20 protein-coding genes are annotated in these 20,557 nt (G+C 40.2%); 14 read left to right on the top strand and 6 right to left on the bottom strand.

What is annotated here, in order from left to right; translation table 11 throughout:
- Window positions 1-24 precede the first annotated feature (24 nt).
- Window positions 25-813 carry a shikimate dehydrogenase gene (gene aroE / locus GJV03_RS06215; RefSeq protein ID WP_154129682.1) on the bottom strand — a complete coding sequence of 263 codons (789 nt, stop codon included), beginning with the start codon at window positions 811-813 and terminating at the stop codon, window positions 25-27.
- 197 nt (window positions 814-1,010) lie between these two features.
- Between aroE and GJV03_RS21435 the strand changes: the two genes are divergently transcribed.
- Complete coding sequence (locus tag GJV03_RS21435; protein ID WP_035371912.1) at window positions 1,011-1,205, top strand: hypothetical protein; 195 nt, start codon at window positions 1,011-1,013, stop codon at window positions 1,203-1,205.
- Between the two features lie 286 nt (window positions 1,206-1,491).
- On the opposite strand, the gene hemF is transcribed toward GJV03_RS21435, so the two are convergent.
- Window positions 1,492-2,433, bottom strand: a complete 942-nt coding sequence (hemF, locus tag GJV03_RS06205) for an oxygen-dependent coproporphyrinogen oxidase (protein ID WP_105714590.1) — start codon at window positions 2,431-2,433, stop codon at window positions 1,492-1,494.
- A gap of 274 nt (window positions 2,434-2,707) precedes the next feature.
- Between hemF and hemN the strand changes: the two genes are divergently transcribed.
- On the top strand, window positions 2,708-4,072 hold the full coding sequence (gene hemN / locus GJV03_RS06200; RefSeq protein WP_154129681.1) for an oxygen-independent coproporphyrinogen III oxidase: 1,365 nt from the start codon (window positions 2,708-2,710) through the stop codon (window positions 4,070-4,072).
- A 156-nt stretch (window positions 4,073-4,228) separates the two neighbouring features.
- On the opposite strand, the gene ribA is transcribed toward hemN, so the two are convergent.
- The gene (gene ribA / locus GJV03_RS06195) at window positions 4,229-4,831 is read right to left on the bottom strand and encodes a GTP cyclohydrolase II (protein ID WP_016539373.1); all 603 of its coding nucleotides are present in this window, start codon (window positions 4,829-4,831) and stop codon (window positions 4,229-4,231) included.
- 315 nt (window positions 4,832-5,146) lie between these two features.
- On the opposite strand from ribA, the gene dxs reads away from it, so the two are divergent.
- The 9 genes from dxs to GJV03_RS06150 all read left to right on the top strand — a co-directional run bounded on the left by dxs (window position 5,147) and on the right by GJV03_RS06150 (window position 14,248).
- The gene (gene dxs / locus GJV03_RS06190; protein ID WP_154129680.1) at window positions 5,147-7,051 is read left to right on the top strand and encodes a 1-deoxy-D-xylulose-5-phosphate synthase; all 1,905 of its coding nucleotides are present in this window, start codon (window positions 5,147-5,149) and stop codon (window positions 7,049-7,051) included.
- Between the two features lie 130 nt (window positions 7,052-7,181).
- Window positions 7,182-8,012, top strand: coding sequence for an inositol monophosphatase family protein (locus GJV03_RS06185; protein WP_004725624.1), 831 nt, complete (start codon window positions 7,182-7,184; stop codon window positions 8,010-8,012).
- 162 nt (window positions 8,013-8,174) lie between these two features.
- Window positions 8,175-8,333 carry a hypothetical protein gene (locus GJV03_RS06180; RefSeq protein ID WP_016539374.1) on the top strand — a complete coding sequence of 53 codons (159 nt, stop codon included), beginning with the start codon at window positions 8,175-8,177 and terminating at the stop codon, window positions 8,331-8,333.
- Window positions 8,334-8,669: 336 nt separating this feature from the next.
- Entirely contained in the window at window positions 8,670-10,607 is a 1,938-nt protein-coding gene (locus GJV03_RS06175) for a DEAD/DEAH box helicase (protein ID WP_016539375.1), read from the top strand.
- Between the two features lie 412 nt (window positions 10,608-11,019).
- The gene (locus GJV03_RS06170; protein ID WP_004725631.1) at window positions 11,020-11,838 is read left to right on the top strand and encodes an ABC transporter ATP-binding protein; all 819 of its coding nucleotides are present in this window, start codon (window positions 11,020-11,022) and stop codon (window positions 11,836-11,838) included.
- Window positions 11,835-12,614, top strand: coding sequence for a lipid asymmetry maintenance ABC transporter permease subunit MlaE (mlaE, locus tag GJV03_RS06165; protein WP_004725633.1), 780 nt, complete (start codon window positions 11,835-11,837; stop codon window positions 12,612-12,614). The genes GJV03_RS06170 and mlaE overlap by 4 nt, the downstream gene beginning before the upstream one ends.
- A complete protein-coding gene (locus GJV03_RS06160) occupies window positions 12,614-13,291 on the top strand; it encodes an outer membrane lipid asymmetry maintenance protein MlaD (protein ID WP_004725635.1) in 678 nt (225 codons plus the stop codon). The genes mlaE and GJV03_RS06160 overlap by 1 nt, the downstream gene beginning before the upstream one ends.
- A 21-nt stretch (window positions 13,292-13,312) precedes the next feature.
- Complete coding sequence (locus GJV03_RS06155; protein WP_004725637.1) at window positions 13,313-13,933, top strand: ABC transporter substrate-binding protein; 621 nt, start codon at window positions 13,313-13,315, stop codon at window positions 13,931-13,933.
- 27 nt (window positions 13,934-13,960) lie between these two features.
- The gene (locus GJV03_RS06150) at window positions 13,961-14,248 is read left to right on the top strand and encodes an anti-sigma factor antagonist (RefSeq protein WP_004725639.1); all 288 of its coding nucleotides are present in this window, start codon (window positions 13,961-13,963) and stop codon (window positions 14,246-14,248) included.
- 115 nt (window positions 14,249-14,363) lie between these two features.
- Here GJV03_RS06150 and GJV03_RS06145 read toward each other — a convergent pair whose 3' ends face one another.
- Window positions 14,364-15,377, bottom strand: coding sequence for a magnesium and cobalt transport protein CorA (locus GJV03_RS06145; protein ID WP_004725641.1), 1,014 nt, complete (start codon window positions 15,375-15,377; stop codon window positions 14,364-14,366).
- Window positions 15,378-15,535: 158 nt separating this feature from the next.
- On the opposite strand from GJV03_RS06145, the gene GJV03_RS06140 reads away from it, so the two are divergent.
- Complete coding sequence (locus GJV03_RS06140) at window positions 15,536-16,153, top strand: TIGR00730 family Rossman fold protein (protein WP_004816846.1); 618 nt, start codon at window positions 15,536-15,538, stop codon at window positions 16,151-16,153.
- 77 nt (window positions 16,154-16,230) lie between these two features.
- Complete coding sequence (locus GJV03_RS06135) at window positions 16,231-16,629, top strand: NUDIX domain-containing protein (RefSeq protein ID WP_035371913.1); 399 nt, start codon at window positions 16,231-16,233, stop codon at window positions 16,627-16,629.
- Between the two features lie 52 nt (window positions 16,630-16,681).
- On the opposite strand, the gene GJV03_RS06130 is transcribed toward GJV03_RS06135, so the two are convergent.
- Window positions 16,682-17,311, bottom strand: coding sequence for a phosphoribosyltransferase family protein (locus GJV03_RS06130; protein WP_154129679.1), 630 nt, complete (start codon window positions 17,309-17,311; stop codon window positions 16,682-16,684).
- 204 nt (window positions 17,312-17,515) lie between these two features.
- Window positions 17,516-19,561, bottom strand: coding sequence for an ATP-dependent DNA helicase RecG (gene recG / locus GJV03_RS06125; protein WP_154129678.1), 2,046 nt, complete (start codon window positions 19,559-19,561; stop codon window positions 17,516-17,518).
- Window positions 19,562-19,620: 59 nt separating this feature from the next.
- Here recG and GJV03_RS06120 point away from each other — a divergent pair, with 59 nt between their 5' ends.
- A complete protein-coding gene (locus GJV03_RS06120) occupies window positions 19,621-20,445 on the top strand; it encodes an NAD(P)H-binding protein (RefSeq protein ID WP_154129677.1) in 825 nt (274 codons plus the stop codon).
- Window positions 20,446-20,557: the final 112 nt, after the last annotated feature.

The raw sequence follows: 20,557 nt of genomic DNA, 5'->3' as shown, positions 1-20,557 counted from the left end.
ATCTTTTAAAACTGTATATCTTGATTAAAGAAAATCTTTTAAATTCGGGCGAACCCCATTCCAAATATAAAATGCTTCTATGGCTTGCCCAACCAACATCCCGAAGCCTTCTGAGCTTGGAATCTGGCGCGCTTTGGCTTGATCGATAAAGCTTGAAGGTTTGCCATAGGCCATTTCATAAGCATGGTGAAAGGTTAAAGTTTCAGGAAGAATCAGTGTATCACCCGTTAAGCTTGCCGAAGTCGCATTGATAACAAGATCAAATTGCCCATCTAATTCATCTAGGCTACAAGCGGAAAGTTCTGCTTCAGGAACAGCGCTTTGTAAATCTGCCACCAATTGTTCCGCACGTGAACGGGTACGGTTGGCAATCACAATCTTTTTAGCTCCCGCTTTTACCAGAGGGTAAACCACACCGCGAGTTGCACCGCCTGCACCAATAATCAAAATATCTGCGTTGTCTAAAGTCCAGTCTAGCGCTTTAATCGCATCGACTAAACCTTGTCCATCCGTATTGTCACCATGCAATACCCCGTTTTCCATCCAAAGCGTATTGACTGCCTTGGCGATTTTTGCACGTTCTGTCAGTTGTTGGCATAAGGCAAAAGCTTGTTCTTTAAATGGCACAGTAACATTCATACCTACACCATTGTGAGCAAAGAATTCAGTTACACTTGTGGTAAAGCCATCGAGTGGAGCAAGACGTTTTACATAGTTGAGATCAATACCAGTCTTTTCTGCAAAGGCATGGTGTAGTTCAGGTGAACGAGAGTGTTCAATCGGATTTCCAATGACTGCGAAAAGTTTACTCATGCCAAATGTCCAAGTATTGATTGTGTTGATTTTTAGAGAATGTCGACAATATACGTGAAAATGGATGACACAACCAAATTATATGCGGTTTAGCTTATGCTAAAATTTGAATAAATTGATGATTTAGAGCGTTTTTTTAATCGCGCTAAAGCTTGTTTTTAAGAGGAAGGTTTTGAGGGAAATGTTGTGCTTCAAAAATGATGCTTTATGGATTGCAAACTGACTCTAAGAAATCAAGAAAAATCATAGCAAAAACAACGAGAAAACCAGCAGATAAAACAACACTAGAAGTAATTGAGATACTGTCAGAAAGAAGGTCTTTGGAAATGATGGTGGTTGAAATGGAGCATGCTAATAAAAATAAAATACTGAATGAAAGACTAACCTTGTGATTTTCTAATAAATTCCTCATACCTACCTCTGGTTTCTACTGCTATAATATTCTTTAAACGCTAAGACTTTTTTCAAAAAAATTAAGGAAATTTTAAGGTTGGTATCTTAGCTCAAGTTTGAGCATATATTAAATTAAAAAAGTATTCTTATCGTGAATTATTCTCATTTTAATTGTGAGTAAATCTTTCAAGCGTTATTTTCTCAGAAGTATTCAGCGGTTTAAGTGAAAAAGCTATCTTGAATGAAAGATAGCTTTTTAAACGATGAAGCATAAATGGCGGGAGATTATTTTAATATCGACAACCAGTCTTTAGGCTTTAAATAATGATCAGTGAGGCATTTTTCTGGGCTATTTTCATCCCATTCTGGGCGATAAGACCAAGCTGCAAGCGGTGGCATGCTGACCAGAATAGATTCAATTCGACCACCAGTTTGTAAGCCAAATAAAGTCCCGCGATCATAAACCAAATTATATTCAACATAGCGACCACGACGATACAGTTGGAAGTCTCGTTGGGCTTGTGTAAATGATTTATCCTGATTTCTTTGGAAAATAGGCAAAATAGCATTTAAATAACCATTAGCGACCGCTTGGATATATTCAAAGCATTTTTCAAAATCCCATTGATTTAAATCATCAAAAAACAAACCCCCAATACCACGTTGTTCATCACGATGTTTTAAATAGAAATAATCATCACACCATTGTTTATGTTCCGCATAAATTTCTTCACCAAACGGTGCGCACAGATCAAATGCTGTTTGGTGCCAAGATAAAACGTCTTCATCATTTGGGTAAAAAGGCGTGAGGTCAAAACCACCACCAAACCACCAAATTGGTGCTTGTCCTTCAGGTTCTGCAACAAATAGCCGTACATTGGCGTGAGATGTTGGAACATTGGGATTTGTTGGATGAATGACCAAAGAAACACCCAAGGCTTGTGCTTTGGCTCCAGCAATTGCTGGATGTCGTTCTGTTGCTGAAGCTGGCAGTTTGGAAATGTTGATGTGAGAAAACATCACCCCGCCTTTTTCGATCACAGTACCATTCTGTAGAACACGTGAACGACCACCACCGCCTTCAGGGCGTTGCCAGTCATCAATTTCAAATGTTGCAGTGCCGTGGCCTAATTTTTCTTGTTGCTCTAGGGCAGAGCAGATTCGAGCTTGTAAATCTGTTAGGAAATCACGAACACGTTGAATATCTGCAGAAGTCGGGTTTTGCATGATCATCCTCAAAGGAGAATTGAAAAATTTTCTACATCAAAACATAAAACGCTAAAAAAACAAAACCAAGTCATCATAAAGGCATGTTTTGAACTTGGTGTGAATGAATCGAATGAGCCTAAAAAATCTTTGGATATCGCGGATACACGCTAGGCAATCCCGAGCAATTCGCTAGGTTGAAATCTATCTTTAAGCTCAGCACAATGTATTGAGGATAAATTCAATTTTTGGGTTTATTTCATTTTGAATGTTAATTGCGTATCGAGCAGTGAATATGAGTTGTTCCTTGATTCAAAAATACAATGTTGCTGGACCCCGTTATACCAGTTATCCAACGGTTCCATATTGGGAGGAGGCATCATTTTCGCTGCAACAATGGAAACAGACCTTAAAGCGCTCTTTTGATGAGTCTAATCACGTTGAAGGCATCAGTCTTTATATTCATTTACCATTTTGTGAAAGTCTATGTACATTTTGCGGATGCCATAAAAAAGTCACGAAACGGCATGATGTTGAACAACCCTATATTCAAGCCGTTTTAAAAGAATGGGATTTATATTGTCAGTTGTTAGCAGACAGACCCATCATTAAAGAAATCCATTTGGGTGGTGGAACACCAACATTTTTTTCAGTTAAGCATTTACAACAATTAATTCAGGGTATTTTAGCCAAAGCCAATATTGCGGCTGGTTATGAATTTAGTTTTGAAGGGCATCCTAATAATACCACGCGAGAACACTTACAAGCCTTGTATGAGCTCGGTTTTCGCCGTGTCAGCTATGGGGTGCAAGACTATAATGAGACTGTTCAGAAGGCCATTCATCGTGTCCAGCCCTTTGAAAATGTAGAAAGAGTGACGCAATGGGCACGTGACATTGGCTATACATCGATTTCCCATGATCTGGTTTTTGGTTTGCCATTTCAAAATTTAGCAGATGTGTTGCATACCATTGATTTGACTAATACGTTAATGCCAGATCGCTTGGCTTTTTATAGTTATGCGCATGTGCCTTGGATTAAGGGCAATGGACAGCGTGGGTTTAAAGATCATGATGTGCCCAAAGATGGAATGAAGCGAACCCTGTATGAAGAAGGGAAAAAGCAACTTTTAGCCCATGGTTATCATGAGATTGGAATGGATCATTTTGCTTTAGATCGAGATGAGATGTATCAAGCATTTCATGCAGGTACTTTGCATCGTAATTTTATGGGCTATACCTCATCAAAAACACAAGTCATGATCGGATTGGGCCTATCTTCAATCAGTGATAGTTGGTATAGCTTTGCACAGAATGAGAAAAATTTAGAAGCCTATTACAGCTCTCTTGAAAATGATGAAATTCCTGTGGTGAAAGGGCATGTGTTAAGTGTCGAAGATTTAAAGATTCGTCAGCATATTTTGAATTTGATGTGTACCTTTCAAACCTCTTGGTCAGATCAAACGATGGATTTTGCTGAGCGTGGTGATGTGATTCAACAGCTTGTTGAAATGCAGCATGATGGTTTATTGAACATTGAAGCGGATCGGATTGTGATCACGGAGCAAGGGAAGCCTTTTGTCCGTAATATTTGTATGGCGTTTGATTTGCATTTAAAGCGTAGAAAGCCTGAAACGCAAATTTTCTCGATGACGATTTGATATCAATTAATTAAGCTGATTTTGTATCAACTTGAGTCATACATGTTGGTTCTATCGAGGGGCGACAGGGATGTCGCCCCATTGTGTGTTGAACTAGGACTGAGCTCTCACTTCACCGAAGATCTGATCACTTGTATCTAAGCAAGACGTCTATGATTAAAAATCATCTTTCTCATACATATGTGACATACGATCATGTTTGGTTTTTAAATAATCTTCATTGAACTTATTTAAGCCCACTGTCAACGGTACACGGTCTAATACATCAATACCTAAATCTGTTAAAGCTTTTAATTTTAATGGATTGTTGGTAATTAGCCTGACTTGTTTAACCTGTAAATGATCGAGCATGATGCTACACATATCATATTTACGTGCATCAGCAGGTAGGTTTAACAATAAATTTGCATCAACGGTATCATGCCCTTGATCTTGCAAAGCATAAGCACGGATTTTATTGGTCAAACCAATACCACGACCTTCTTGGCGCAAATATAAAATCACACCTTGGCCTGCATCATTCATCATTTTCATGGTGTTGTGCAATTGAGGGCCACAGTCACATTTTAATGAACCAAAGGCATCGCCAGTTAAACATTCTGAATGAATACGAACTAAAACGGGGTTTGTAGGCGCGATTTCTAAACCCTTAGAAAGAGCAACATGCTCTTCACCTGTTTGTGGATCTTGAAATACAGAAATTTTAAAATCACCATAAGCAGTGGGTAATTTTGAAGTGGCAACAAACTCTATTGACACAGAATCTTCCATCTATTTGTTTAGAAATTGGCTAAAGTATAGCGTAATGCTTGGACATTGGTAGGTTTGTAAAGCATGTTTTTATAGATAACATTGCTATAAAAATTTCTTTTTTGTATAAAGCACACGATAATAGTTGATATATAGATAGATTATTCATGATAATTGACACCAAGAGCACACTTGCTGACTTGGAAGTTCCAATGACGCATCATTATAAATGTGGCTGATTGAATGTGATATCATTGGTTCTCACAATCATGCTAACCCGTTTACCTAGCTAGATTTGCCAGGCTTTAGAAGGCTTTGCCACATATGTTGTATACCGAAATACCTAGTCATCGTCCTGTTACGCCTTTGTTGAATGAAATTAATCATCCTCAACAATTACGTCAGTTTGAGCAAAGCCAATTGCCGCAGGTCGCAGACGAATTGCGTCAATTTATTTTGTATGCTGCTGGACAAAGTGGCGGGCATTTTGGTGCAAACCTTGGCGTTATAGAATTAACAGTCGCCTTACACTATTGTTTTGAAACTCCACGAGATCGTTTAGTTTGGGATGTGGGCCATCAGGCGTATCCACATAAAGTCCTTACAGGACGCCGTGAGCAATTGATGACCATCCGTTCTAAAGATGGATTGGCGGCTTTTCCAGCACGGGATGAATCTGAATTTGACACTTTTGGTGTAGGACATTCATCGACTGCAATTTCTGCTGGCTTGGGTATGGCTTTGGCACGTCGTTATCAAAAAGACCCTTGTGAAGTTGTTGCCATCGTTGGTGATGGTGCGATGACTGCTGGAATGGCATTTGAAGCCATGAATGATGCAGTGGCGCATAATGCTGATTTGATGGTGGTGCTCAATGACAATGATATGTCGATTTCATGTAGCACGGGTGGTTTTGCAAAGCATTTAGCTGCAATTTGGGAACAAGGGCAATTCATCAATATTGATGAAGAAGGGCAAGCTTTTGTACAGGATTGCCCTGAATGGAACTACAACTCTCGTTTACATCAATCTGCGACTGATGCTGCGGATAATCTATTTAAAGCGATTGGTTTTGATTATTTTGGCCCATTTGATGGTCATGATGTGGAGCAACTGGTACAAGTCTTTAATGCGCTGAAAAAGCGTAAAGGGCCACGCCTGATCCATGTCTATACCGTGAAAGGTAAGGGTTTTGCACCTGCTGAAGCGGATCAAATTAAGTATCATGCGATTGGCAAAATTAATGCATCAGCAATTAAAAATGTAGCGCCAAAATATTCAGATGTATTTGGGCAATGGCTTTGTGATGAAGCTGCACAAGACGACAGATTACTCGCAATTACGCCTGCCATGTGTGAAGGCTCAGGCATGGTACAGTTTGCTAAACAATTTCCAGAGCGCTACTTCGATGTTGCTATTGCAGAACAGCATGCAGTGACATTAGCTGCGGGTATGGCGTGTGAAGGATTGAAGCCAGTTGTGGCAATTTATTCAACCTTCTTACAACGCGGTTATGACCAGCTGATTCATGATGTTGCTTTACAAAATCTTGATGTGACCTTTGGTATTGATCGTGCAGGCTTAGTCGGCGAAGATGGTCCTACGCATGCTGGTGCGTATGACTATGCTTATATGCGTACTGTACCCAATATGGTGATCATGGCGCCAAAAGACGAAAACGAATGTCGCCAAATGTTGCATACAGCATATCTATACAAAGGCCCAACTGCAGTACGTTATCCACGCGGTAACGGTTTAGGTGTGGAAATTCAACAACAGTTGATTGAGCTGGAAATTGGTAAGGCTGAAGTATTGTTAGAACTCAATACTGAACACGAAGAAGGTATCACGATTTTGGCCTTTGGTAGTCGAGTTCAACCTGCGCTTGAATCAGCCAAACAACTGGCACCAAAGTTGGATATTGCAATTCGTGTGATCAATATGCGTTTTGTGAAACCATTGGATGAACAAATTATTCGTGATTTAGCAGACAAAACTCACTTATTTGTAACTGTTGAAGAACATGCTGTAATGGCGGGTGCAGGTAGTGCGGTCAATGAGTTCTTGGCACAGGCGCAAATTGTGAAGCCAATTTTAAACCTAGGTTTACCTGATGAATTCCTCGCACAAGCAAGCCATTCTGAAATGCTCCAAGACTGTGGTTTAGATGTAAAAGGTATTCAAAACTCGATTGAACAGGCTTGGTTAAAGCTGGTACAACACGTTTAACCTCATGTAAAAGTTAAAGTTGTAAAATTTTAGCAACAAAATTTCCCAAAAAGCGCCGATATTTGCTAAAATGTCGGCGCTTTTATGCATTATTCTTTATCAGTATCTTCAAATTTGTAGTGGGTGTTCAATGGAACCTATGGTGGTGATGGCTGCGCGTGCGGCTCAGTTAGTTGGTCAAGAGCTTTTAAAAGCGCATCAAAATCGTCATAAACTCGATCTACAAGTCGAAGAAAAAGGTATTGATGGTCCAGTAACTCGTGTAGATCGTTATATCGAGCAGTTGACTATTGATACGCTTCGTAAAAGTTATAAAAATCACAGCTTCCTTGGTGAAGAGTTTGGGCTACAAGAAGGTAAAGGTCACGATGCTGATTGGTGTTGGGTGATTGATCCTCTTGATGGTACTTTAAACTTTATCAATGCTTTCCCACATTTCTGTGTATCTATTGCAGTTCAACATAAAGGTGTAACTCAACACGGTGTTATCTATGACCCTGTGAAAGATGAGCTATTCTCTGCAAGCCGTGGTCGTGGCGCAATGTTGAATCAACGTCGTATTCGTGTGAATGTTAAAGACAGCCTTGAAAATACCTTTATGGGTGTAGGTCATGCTTACCGCGCTAAACGTAATGGTGAGATTGTTTCTTATGCGAAAAACCATTTTGAATCATTATTAAATGTAACTGAAGCTGGCGCACAATATCGTCGTGCAGGTTCTGCTGCATTGGACTTGGCTTATGTTGCGGCTGGTCGTTTAGATGGTTATTTTGAACTCGGTTTAAAACCTTGGGATATCGCAGCAGGCGAGCTTATGGTGAAAGAAGCGGGTGGTACAGTCGTTGATGCTCGTGGTGGTTCAGATTCTATGGAAAATGGTCAAGTGATTGCGTGTTCTATGAAAATGTTAAAACCATTGATGCAAGCTGTTGTTCCTGCTTGGGGTGAAGCTGCGAAGTAATTTATACTTGTGTAGATTGAGTTTTAAAAAGCCTTCATCTTTATGAGGGCTTTTTTATGGGTTGCGATTTAATGCGATACTATCAATAGTGAATGTCGTTGTTTAAACTTTCGTGATTGCAAGACTTAGCGAATAGTACTTATATAAAAATAATACAACTTATTGGGGGACGCTAAGAGTGCATATCATTGGCAATCCAATACGATTATTCTAGGCGAGTTTACCGTGGAGTGTTTAGCGGTAGCTGTAGCAGATATTTTTGAGGATGAAAGTTTAGCTGTAGATCAAGTTTTTTATTTAATTCCTGATGATAATGAATGACTTAATACAATACAGGAAAAAACAATAAAACTTCGTGACATTATTATAAATTCTGCTATACTCTGCGCACGCACTAAATTTCGTTCATTACCTGAACATTTCTCTTCTATATTGTGTATGCGCGTCCGGTCCAAAGAGAGGACAATATTTCGCGCCCCACCCAATCGCTTAAGCGATTCCTTCAGGTTGCGGCTGTTATCAAATGTGCGTTATACGCATCGTCGTTCTCGGATCGCCGCTGATTCTATATTTTCAGCGATTATTGCTGTGCCGCTTTTTGCCGATGTCCATCAGACCATATATTAATGGAGCACCCACATTAGGGTGAATATCTCTATGAGCAAAACTTTTGCTGAATTTTCATTAGACGAGTCGCTACAGAAAGCACTCGAGAGTCTTGGTTTTACTACGCCGACTCCTGTTCAAGAACTATCTATTCCAGCGGCTTTAGAAGGAAAAGACCTTCTAGTATCAAGCCAAACTGGTTCTGGTAAAACTGCTGCATTCTTACTCCCTACGTTAAACGCTTTAGCTGGTCAAGATACTTTTGTACCATTTAAAGATCGTATGAAAGCAGTAACTCAACCAAATATCTTGGTGATTTCACCTACTCGTGAACTTGCACAACAAGTATGTCAAGATGCGATTGCATTTGTACGCCATATGAAAGGTGTACGTGTTGCAGCAATCATGGGTGGTATGCCTTTTGGTAAGCAAATCCAACAATTAAAAGGTGCACAAGTTGTTGTTGCGACTCCAGGTCGTTTACTTGATCTTGTAAACCGTCGTCAAATTAAACTTGATTTAGTTGATGCTTTAATCGTCGATGAAGCTGACCGTATGCTTGACTTAGGTTTCTCTGAAGACCTAGAAGCAATCAGCGATTTAGCTTTAAATCGTAAACAAACATTAATGTTCTCTGCAACATTTGCACCACGTATCATTAATCTTGCTGAACGCATGATGAACGAACCTGAACGTATTGCAATTGAAACAGGTCATTCTACAAATACTGATATTACCCAAACTTTACATTGGACTGATGGCTTTGAGCATAAGAAAAAATTGCTTACGCATTGGTTAAATGAAGAAGACGTAGATCAAGCAGTTGTATTTGCTTCAACTCAAGAAGATACAGATATGCTTGCTGAAGAGCTTGCAGAAGCTGGTCTTTCAGTTGTTGCGCTTCATGGTGCTATGCCACAAACTGTACGTAACCGTCGTTTACGCAGTATCCGTGAAGGTCGTGCAAAAATTCTTGTTGCTACAGACGTAGCTGCTCGTGGTCTTGACGTACCAACAATCTCTCATGTAATTAACTTCGGTCTTCCAATGAAGAATGAAGATTATGTGCATCGTATTGGTCGTACAGGTCGTGCGGGTCGTACTGGTAAAGCAATCACTTTAGCAACTTACCGTGAACGCGGTAAGATCCGTGCTTTAGAAGATTATTTAGAAGCGCGTTTAAGTGTTTCTGAAATCGAAGGTTTAGAGCCATCTCCACCTCCAGCTCGCGGTAGTCGTGATGGTGGCGGTCGTGGTCGTAGTAACGGTGGCGGTCGTCGTGAAGGCGGTCGTGGCGGTTTCGGCGGTGGTCGTCGTTTTGAAGGTGAATCAAACTTCAAACGTCGTGAAGGCGGTGATGATCGTCCACGTCGTAGCTTCGATGACAAACCACGTGGTGATCGTCCATCTTATGGTGATGATCGTCCTAAGCGTGATTTTGGTGATCGTCCACCACGCCGTGAAGGTGGTTTCGGTGATCGTCCACAACGTTCATTCGGTGGTGAAGATCGTCCTAAGCGTGATTTTGGTGATCGTCCACCACGCCGTGAAGGTGGCTTCGGTGACCGTCCACAACGTTCATTCGGTGGCGAAGATCGTCCTAAGCGTGATTTCAACTCTGATCGTCCACGTCGTGAAGGCGGTTTTAACGATAAACCTCGTTTTAACTCGAATGATGACAACCGTGGCAACAGCGTAGATTACAAACCACGTCGTGAAGGCAGTTTTGCTGATCGTCCTAAGCGTGATTTTGGTGATCGTCCACCACGCCGTGAAGGTGGTTTCGGTGACCGTCCACAACGTTCTTTCGGTGATGATCGTCCTAAGCGTACATTCGGTGGTGAAGACCGTCCTAAGCGTGAATTTAATTCAGATCGTCCTAAACGTGCGTTTGGCGGTGAAGATCGTCCTAAGCGTGAATTTGGTGGTGAAGACCGTCCAAAGCGTGAATTCAATGCAGACCGTCCGCGTCGCAAATTCAACGATTAATTAGATATTTTTAATAAAAAACCAGCCTAAAGGCTGGTTTTTTATTGCAAGTTGAAAAGTATTTGGTAGAATAAAGTGTGACATAGTTCAATTTATTTAATAAAACAGTTAGACTTAACTTATGAAAAATTGAATCTAATAAAGTTGATGATTTCTTTGAGGTAATTATGTTATATATGTTCTCACTTTTATTGATCTCAAATGTTGGGTACTTTTTTTATAGCCTGCTTTTTAGATAATCTATTTGCTCATTAAATAAAATTTAAAAGTAAAAAACTAAAAAAATAGCCCAAGTAACCTTGTTTATAAAGATGAATATTCTTTATGATTTTTTATTATCTTTTAATTACAAAACATATAGATATTTAAGAGTATAGTATGTGGGCTGATAAATGCAGGAAAAAGTTCAGCTATGAATAAACACAGTCATTCCGAAGCTGAAGCTTTAATTGAAGTCAAAAATTTAAGTTTTAACCGAGGTGAACGCGTTATCTACGATAATGTGAGTTTGCAGATTCGTCGTGGGCAAATTACCGCAATCATGGGACCATCTGGAACGGGTAAAACAACCTTATTACGGCTCATTGGTGGTCAGCTTAGCCCAGATGCTGGTGAAGTACGACTTGATGGGAAAAACATTGCTTCGATGTCACGTAATGAGCTTTTTGCTGCACGTGCGCGTATGGGGATGTTATTTCAGAGTGGTGCGTTATTTACCGACATGACCGTCTATGAAAATGTTGCTTTTCCCATTCGCGCACATACAAAATTACCAGAAAATTTAATTGCTGAGTTGGTGGCGCTAAAATTAGAGTCGGTTGGTTTGCGTGGTGCTGAAAAGTTGATGCCCGCAGAACTTTCTGGCGGGATGAATCGACGCGTGGCGCTTGCTCGTGCGATTGCGCTTGACCCAGACTTGATTATGTATGACGAACCCTTTGCTGGGCAAGATCCGATTGTGATGGGGGTTTTGACCCGATTAATTCGATCATTACGTGACGCTTTAGATCTAACAACAATTATTGTTTCACATGATGTTGATGAAACATTATCAATTGCTGACTATATTTACGTTGTGGCTGAAGGTAAGGTGCAAGGCGAGGGGACACCTGAGCAATTGCAACAACACGCTTCTCCATTTGTACAGCAATTTTTAACAGGTTCAGTTGAAGGTCCTGTTGATTATCAATTTAGTCATCAAGCCTATTTAAGTAATGAGGTTAGTTCATGAATGCTATTGCCTTATTGGGTAGACGCGTTCTAGAACGTGTTCAGGGCATTGGTGTTGCAATGCTCATGTTGTTGCGCATTTTATTCTCTTTGCCAACAATACTTGGTGTAAAACTTTTCATTTATCAGATGTATCGAGTAGGCGTACTGTCTTTATTGATCATTGCTGTATCTGGTCTGTTCATCGGTGCAGTACTCGGTTTGCAGATGTATAACATCTTGGTCACTTTTGGTAGTGAAGCCATGTTGGGCGCGGCTGTGGCTTTAACCTTGTTACGTGAACTTGCGCCTGTTGTGGCAGCCTTGCTTTTTGCTGGTCGTGCTGGCTCTGCTTTGACTGCTGAAATTGGCCTAATGAAGGCAACTGAACAATTATCCAGTATGGAAATGATTGGTGTTGATCCGTTAAAGCGTGTGATTTCTCCACGTTTATGGGCAGGTATTGTCAGTTTACCGATGCTGTCTGTGATCTTTGCTGCGATTGGTATTATGGGTGGCAAAATGGTCGGTGTTGATTTTCTTGGCGCAGACGAAGGCTCATACTGGAGTGGTATTCTGAGTAGCACCCAGTTTATGAAAGATGTGTTTAACGGGACCATCATTAAAAGTTTAGTATTCGCTTTAATTTGTACTTGGATTGCGGTGTATCAAGGTTATGCTTGTGAACCAACATCTGAAGGTATCGCAACATCTACGACACGTACTGTTGTGTATTCATCGTTATGTGTTTTAGGTTTTGATTTCGTGTTGACTGCGGTCATGTTCGGAGGTGTTTAATGAAATCACGTGCTAGTGAGCTGACCGTCGGTATTTTTGTCATCATTTTTGGTCTTGCTCTATTCTTTTTAGCCATGAAAGTGAGTGGTTTGGTCGGTACAAACTTAAAAGACAGTTATGAAATGACTGCAACATTCGACAATGTGAATGGTTTAAAACCGCGTGCCAAAGTGACCATGAGCGGTGTTAAAATTGGACAAGTTGATGCGATTACACTTGATCCTGTGACCCGTCATGCAACGGTTAGATTCGATTTGGATGGTTCATTGACCACCTTCAATGCAGAACAGTTGAAAAAAGTAAAAGAAAATGCGCTAGGTGATTTACACTACAGTGCTGATTATCAGGCTGCGACACCTGAGAAACAAAAAGAAATGGAAACGCAACTGTTAGGTAACATGAAATCCATCACAAATATTGATGAAGATGCTTACATAATGGTCGCAACCAATGGTCTTTTAGGCGAAAAATATTTGAAAATCGTACCAGGCGGCGGCATTAACTACATTAAACGTGGTGAAAGCATTGAAAATACCCAAGGTACGATGGATCTAGAAGATTTGATTACCAAATTTATTACGGGTGGTGCAGGAAAATCATCAACAGGCGCATCGGAAGCTAAAGATGCATCTGCATCCACTGAAACAACTGATGCTCAAACTTCATTTGTTGAATAGGCATTAGAGGAGTTATTGAAAATGAACATGCTGTTAAAACAAACTTTTACTGCAACTATTTTGGCAACTATGGTGGCGACTGCGGCTCAAGCTGCTCCAGCAGAAGCACCACCGGCATTTGTTAAACGTGTTGCTGATGGCCTGATTTCGCGCTTAAAAGCAGATCAAGGTAAATTGCAAAACCCTGCTACTGTGAAAGCGATTGTTCGCCAAAACCTTGATCCTTATGTGGATGGTCAAGCGTTTACACGTATTGTGATGGGAACTTATGCAAATAGCAGTACCCCTGCTCAACGTGCGCAATTTGAACAAAACTTCCGTAATACTTTGATTGAGAATTATGGTAGCGCATTTGCGAAGTATTCAAATCAATCGTATTCAATGCGTCCGTATAAGGCAACCAACAGCAAGTTTCCTGTCGTTACTTTAGACTTCAATAACAATGGTGAAAAGATCCCTGTATCTTTCCAATTGTCTGATGCAGGTAGCCAATGGAAAGTACGTAATTTGAATGTGTCTGGTATCGATCTAGGTTTGCAATTCCGTAACCAATTTGCTGCGAACGTGCAACGTAATGGCGGCAATATTGATAAAGCAATTGCAACATTCAAGCCTGATGCAGACGCTGCTGTTAAGAAGTAAGCTCATAACATAGATAGGTGCAAGCGAGTGATTGAATTTAAAAATCAGGAATTATATGTTAGCGGTAAAATTGCTTACGAGAATGCTGAAAGCTATTATTTAAATGGTTTGAAAGTGATTCAAAATGAGAAAAATTTTCCAATAACTGTGAATCTATCACAGCTTGAACATGGCAGTACCCTTGCTTTATCTGTGTTTGTGCAGTGGTTACGTCAAACACCAAATCTTCAGGGACTGCAGTTTAAAGCAGTGCCTGAAAAGATGATGAAAATTATTCAAGCTTGCCATTTGCAAGATGACTTGAAATTAATTTAGCCTATGCAAGATTGATGTAAAAAAGCACCTAAAGGTGCTTTTTTATTAACTCATTTTTCTTTCTGCTTTGAGCAGTGCTAAATTTCAACTCAATCCAATAAGGGGAATGCAGTATTTAAATCCATTTCTTCCATCTAAAGTAAGCCAAAGGCCCCACAAAGAAAGCAATTAAGATGGTAATCACCACATAAAAGCTCCAGTGGCCATGGGCAAATGGCAGAATCTCAGTGTTCATCCCATAAATACTGGCAATCAACATCGGTGGAGCAAGCATGCTGGGTAAGATGGAGAAGCGACGAATGGTATCGTTCTGTTCAGTGTTAATAAATCCAGAGGTGGTATCAAGCAAGAATCGTACTTTTTGGAACAAGAACGCATCATGTTCTACAAGGGAACGTACATCCTCACTTAACTCTCGAATATCTGCATCATAGATATGGCTCCCCAATGCGCGAGGACGAGACAAAAAGGTTAAGACACGACGTAAGTCAATCAGACAAAGTTGCGCTTTTCCAAGCATATCTTCCTTTTGTGCTAAACGGGTAATCATGTCATCTAAATCTAAAATCATTTCACGATGACGTACGTTGAGGACTTCTGTGGAATATAACTCTAAGTCTTTGTGGATATCTTCTAAGATATCCGCAAGCTCATCTAGTTTTGCTTCTAATAAGCCTAAAAGAATCCATGTCGGATCTTTGTATTCAATTTCATAGTCATTACGGCGTGCACGTGCGCGAAAGGCACGAAAGGCAACCAGCTTTTCACCACGTAAGGTAAATAAGCGGTCTTTATGCAAAATGAATGCAACCGTTTGCACATTGGCAAGCATGTTTGAAGTATCTTCGGGATCGCCTTCAACTTGGTAATTTTTATTTTTTGTTAAAAAATAAGTACTGATATGTAGAATCCCATCATCATCACGGTAGAATCGTGCAGAGGATGAAATGTCTTCTAAAGATTTAAGAGTTGGTAAATTTTGCTGGTAAGCATCTAGAACCCATTCTTGTTCTTCTTGTGAAGGTGCAATGAGGTCAACCCATACCAATTCAGGATGTAGGTCGAATCCACCATTAATTGTTGCATCTTCTAAGCTACCGCGCTCAGTGGCGTAAAAGGCTTCAAGCATTATGTCTTTTCTCCCTTGCGCAGTGTGGTGTCGATTTGATGTGTGTATTTTAGACAAGGATTTTAGGAAAAACACTCATTACATTGCTGTTTTGTAAAAAAAATCTTGATTGGTCGTCTGCATTTTTAGCATGACAAAATTAAAGTTAGGTTAAATTTATGAATTCTATTGCTATTTTTTGTGGTTCATCATTAGGTACGGATCAAATTTTTGCTGATGTTGCAGAGCTGACTGGTGAAACAATCGCCAAGCAAGGGAAAACTTTGGTCTATGGTGGTGGCCGTTCAGGCTTAATGGGCATCGTCGCTGACAGTGCTTTGGCAGCAGGAGGCAAAGTGATTGGTGTGATCCCTCAGGGATTGGTCGATCGTGAATTGGCACATCCAGATTTGACCGAGCTGTATATTGTTAAAAATATGCATGAACGTAAAACAAAAATGTCTGAACTTTCCGATGGCTTTATTGCATTGCCTGGTGGTGCAGGAACCATTGAAGAAATTTTTGAGCAATGGACGTGGGCACAATTGGGAATTCATTTAAAACCTTGTGCATTTTTAAATGTTGAAGGTTTTTATGATGATTTATTGAAATTTATTCAACTCACGACAGACAAAGGTTTTTCTAAAGCGCGTTTTACAGATCAGTTGATTGATTCTGCCTCGATCGAAGAAATTCTAACCCAGTTTAGTCACTATCAAGCGCCAGAACCAAAATGGGGCGTAAAAGAACGTGAAGAATTGGTTAAATTAGATCAAGCAGATCGTACATTTGGTTAAAAACTAAAACACAATATATTGTTTTTAAATTTATTGCTGTCACAATATATTGTGTTTTTATTCTATTTTTAAATCTTATGAATGTAATTACTGTCGCGGCAGCTGTGATTTTGAATGATAAAAATCAATTGCTCTTGGTGAGAAAGCAAAATACACAATTTTTTATGCAGGTTGGTGGAAAGCTTGAGCCCAATGAACCACCAGAGCAGACCATGTTGCGTGAGATTTTAGAAGAAATTAGTGTTCAAGCAGAGATTACTCAGTTTATTGGTCGTTTTGAAACAAAAGCAGCCAATGAAGCAGACTTTCAATTGGTGAGTTATCTCTATCAAGTTGACCTAGAGCAAACACCAAAAATTAATGCAGAAATTGCTGAAATGAAATGGATTGATTTGGATGATGCGCAAACGCTTTTAGCACCATTGACCAAAGAGATCGTCATCCCATGGTGTAAAGCAAATTTAATCCATTCATAATTTTCGCTATGTTTGCTTCACAGTATTTGTATCGCTGAGCGATGATGAAAATTTATTGAGCTGCGGCAATACAGACACTATAAATCTGCTGGCAGCCTAAGTTTTCTAACGCATGGGTTAAAGCATGAATTGAACTGCCTGTGGTCACGACATCGTCAATAATCAGTACTTTTTTATATTTTCTTTTTTCTGTTTTGATCATTTTAAATTGATATTCAATATTTTCTAAGCGCTCAATTCTACTTAAACCTTTTTGTGAGTGTTGCGCCTCTCGAATCACGGGTTGCCATACCGGGATATTTAATTGCCTTGCCATGATTTTGGCAATAATCAGCATTTGATTGTAGCCGCGTTCTTTTAAACGAGCAGTAGAAATTGGCATAGGGACAATGGCTTGAATTTTAGGTAGGTTTAAATTTAATAAACTTTGTGCCAATAGTGTCTGATATTGCAGTTGTTTTTCATATTTATAGACTTGGATGATGCGATCAATTGGGAAGTCGTAACGGTGAGCACAAACAATCTGGTGTTGATGCCGTTCTATATGCTGCTTATACCAAGGAAGTCCGTTCCAACACGTGTTACAAAGGGAATGCTGTTGTTGTCGGTCTATTCCACAAAGGAGGCAAGGGGAGAGGCTTTGTACGCTTTTATGGAGAAGTTGATTGATAAATTGGAGCATGCTCTGTTCTATTTTTTATTTGTGATTAATTTCGCATAGTGTGCTGAATAGATCAATAGCAGATTTTTATTAAGCTTCATATCACCATGTTATGACAACCTCCATGTCATCCTTTGTGGGCATAGATTTTGATAAGCGTCGTTAGACTGAATGAATCAAACATCTGAGCTATGATGTCTATGCATGGATATTCTAAATACATGTTTAGACATAGGCATATCTCGGTGCTTCAGGTAACCAGCGTTTTAATAAAGCTTCAGCATTTTCTGGATCATCTTTTAGTACTTGACTGGCAACATAATGTGCTTGATTAAGTAAATGATCATCTCGTTCTAGCTTGGCGACACGGAAACCCAAATCTCCTGTTTGCTTGGTGCCCAGTAATTCACCTGGCCCTCGGATTTCTAAGTCTTTTTCTGCAATGATAAAACCGTCATTGGTTTCACGCATGATACGTAAACGTTCTTGGCCATTTTGTGATAAAGGATGTTTATAGAGTAGGGCGCAGAAACTTGCGGTTGCACCACGACCGACACGACCACGTAACTGATGCAACTGAGACAGGCCTAAGCGTTCAGCATTTTCAATCACCATAATGGAAGCGTTTGGAACATCGACCCCGACTTCAATCACTGTCGTTGCAATCAGCAGTTGCAATTCATTGTCTTTGAATTGTTGCATGACCAGTTGCTTCTCATCGGCTTTCATTTTTCCATGGACTAAGCCAATATTAATCTGTGGAAAGCGATCTTTAATCTCTTGATAGGTGGCTTCTGCGGCTTGAGCATCGAGAGTTTCTGATTGTTCGACCAGTGTACAGACCCAATACGCCTGTTTACCCTCAGCACAGTTGGTGGTGATACGATTCAGCACTTCTTCGCGTCTATCAAGTGGAATCGTGACTGTTTGAATGGGAGTACGTCCAGGAGGCAATTCATCAATCACTGAGGTATCTAGGTCACCATAGGCAGACATTGCCAGTGTGCGAGGGATTGGTGTTGCCGTCATGACCAGTTGGTGTGGCGTGGTGTTATCCACGCCTTTATTACGTAAAGCTAGGCGTTGATCTACCCCGAAACGATGTTGTTCATCAATAATCACGAGACCAAGTTTGGAAAATTCAACATTGTCCTGAAATAAAGCATGGGTACCCACCACAAGATTGGCAATTCCATCCTTAATGGTTTGTTCAGCCGCAGCGCGCGCCTTGCCTTTTTGTTTGCCTGAAAGCCATGACACATTTAAACCGAGTGGCTCGAACCATTTCTTAAAATTGATATAGTGTTGTTCAGCTAAAATTTCAGTCGGTGCCATCAGCGCCACTTGCCAACCTTCTTCCAAAATATGACAAGCCGCAACACCTGCAACCAATGTTTTACCTGCACCGACATCACCCTGAACCAATCGCAACATGGGTTTATTTTGTTTTAAATCTTTGGCAATTTCGTTTGATACACGTTTTTGTGCATTGGTCATTTCAAAAGGTAAGCTTGCCAATAAGGCTTTTGCAAACTTTTTACTGGTTGAAAATGCTGGCGCTGCAATTTGTTGAATATAAGCACGTCGGGTTAATAGGCTGATTTGATGTGCAACCAATTCTTCAAAAATTAAACGTTGTTGAGCAGGGTGAGAGCCTTGTGAAAGTTGTAGCATATTGGCATTTACAGGAGGGTGATGAATATACTCCAGCGCCTGTTTAAGCGCGTAACCATTGGTGAACTTTTCAGGTAATAACTCAGGTAAAGCATCGGCATGCTGGTTTAAAGCTTGCTTAACGTATTCACGTAATTTGGGTTGGGTTAAGCCTTCTGTGGCAGGGTAAATTGCTGTCAGTTGCGTTTTAGGGAGTGATGTATGTTCAGTAATTAACTGGATCTCAGGATGGTAAAGTTCAAGGCCACGAGCCCCTACACGGACTTCCCCAAAGATTCTTAAACGATTACCCGCTTTAGCACGATCTGTGAGCGCTTTATAGATATGATAAAAGCGTAAAGTAACCTTGCCAAAATCATCTTGCAATAAAATCGCCATCGATTTGCGTTTACCGGGTGGCATATCGATTGATCTGACCACGCCTTCCATGAGATAACTACGACCGACTTGTAATTGGTTCATGGGAATGATCGTGCTACGATCTTCATAATCACGTGGCAAATGAAACAGCAAATCATCTGTGGTGAAAATATTTAGTTTTTCAAGTAAAGCAGCGGCGGCATTGCCAACCCCTTGCAATTGATGGACGGCAGCCATGTCCCCTCAACTTAAGTTTGATTGATTTTGAAAATCGGTTTCGAAGAATAGGTCGTGTAATGCATATTCTATTTATTGGTTATGGTAAAACATCGCAACGTGTTGCTAAACAGTTATTTCAGCAAGATCACCAAATTACCACAGTTAGCCGCAGTGCGAAAGATGATGATTTCGCACAACATTTGATTCAAGACATTCAACAACTCGATTTAGCGCAAATTCAGCCTGTCGATGTGGTGTATGTATTGCTCGCACCATCTCGAAATTCTCCGCTATGTGCTATCGAAAATTATCAACAAACCTATGTCGGCTCGGTGCAGCCGATTGTGAAGGCTTTAAAAGACCATCCGCTCAAACGAATTATTGTGGTTTCATCGACACGTGTTTATGGGGAAAACCGTGGTGAACGTATTGATGATGAGTCAATGCCTATTCCAAGTGATCAACAGGGGCAGTTGTTATTGGCAATGGAGCAGCGATGGCAACAGGCTTATCCATCTAAATGTGTGATTGTGCGCCCAACTGGGATTTATGGCAGATCCGTTGCTCGTATGGTTAAGCTTGCAGAAACCACACCAAGCTATCCCAATATTCATTGGTCAAATCGAATCCATATAGATGACCTTGCAGATTTCTTAGCACATTTGCTTCACGTGGAACATCCAGAAAAATCATATATTTGTACAAATAATCAACCGCTACCATTGCATGAAATAATTTTATGGTTCCAACAACAGTTGAATTTATCGCACTTGGTTTTAGAAAGTTCCAATCAAACAGGAAAGCAGATTTTTGCGGAGAGGATGCTTGCAACAGGATTTAAGTGGGCACATCAAAATTGCTATCTTGATTATCAGAAGAATTTAAACCTTAAAATATACTAGGTATTTTCAAGGATCATTTTACGTTTTAGATAAGTTTGTAAATGAACTAAAAAATTGTTAGATATTAAAATGGGTTGGTTCAGTATTGTTTATTATAGAGGACTTGAGAAGT

Origin of the sequence: Acinetobacter sp. RIT698 (genome assembly GCF_009668065.1) — a bacterium.
Taxonomy (GTDB): Bacteria; Pseudomonadota; Gammaproteobacteria; order Pseudomonadales; family Moraxellaceae; genus Acinetobacter; species Acinetobacter guillouiae.
Note: the sequence above shows the minus strand (reverse complement) of the source record. Positions and strands in the feature narration are given on the sequence as shown.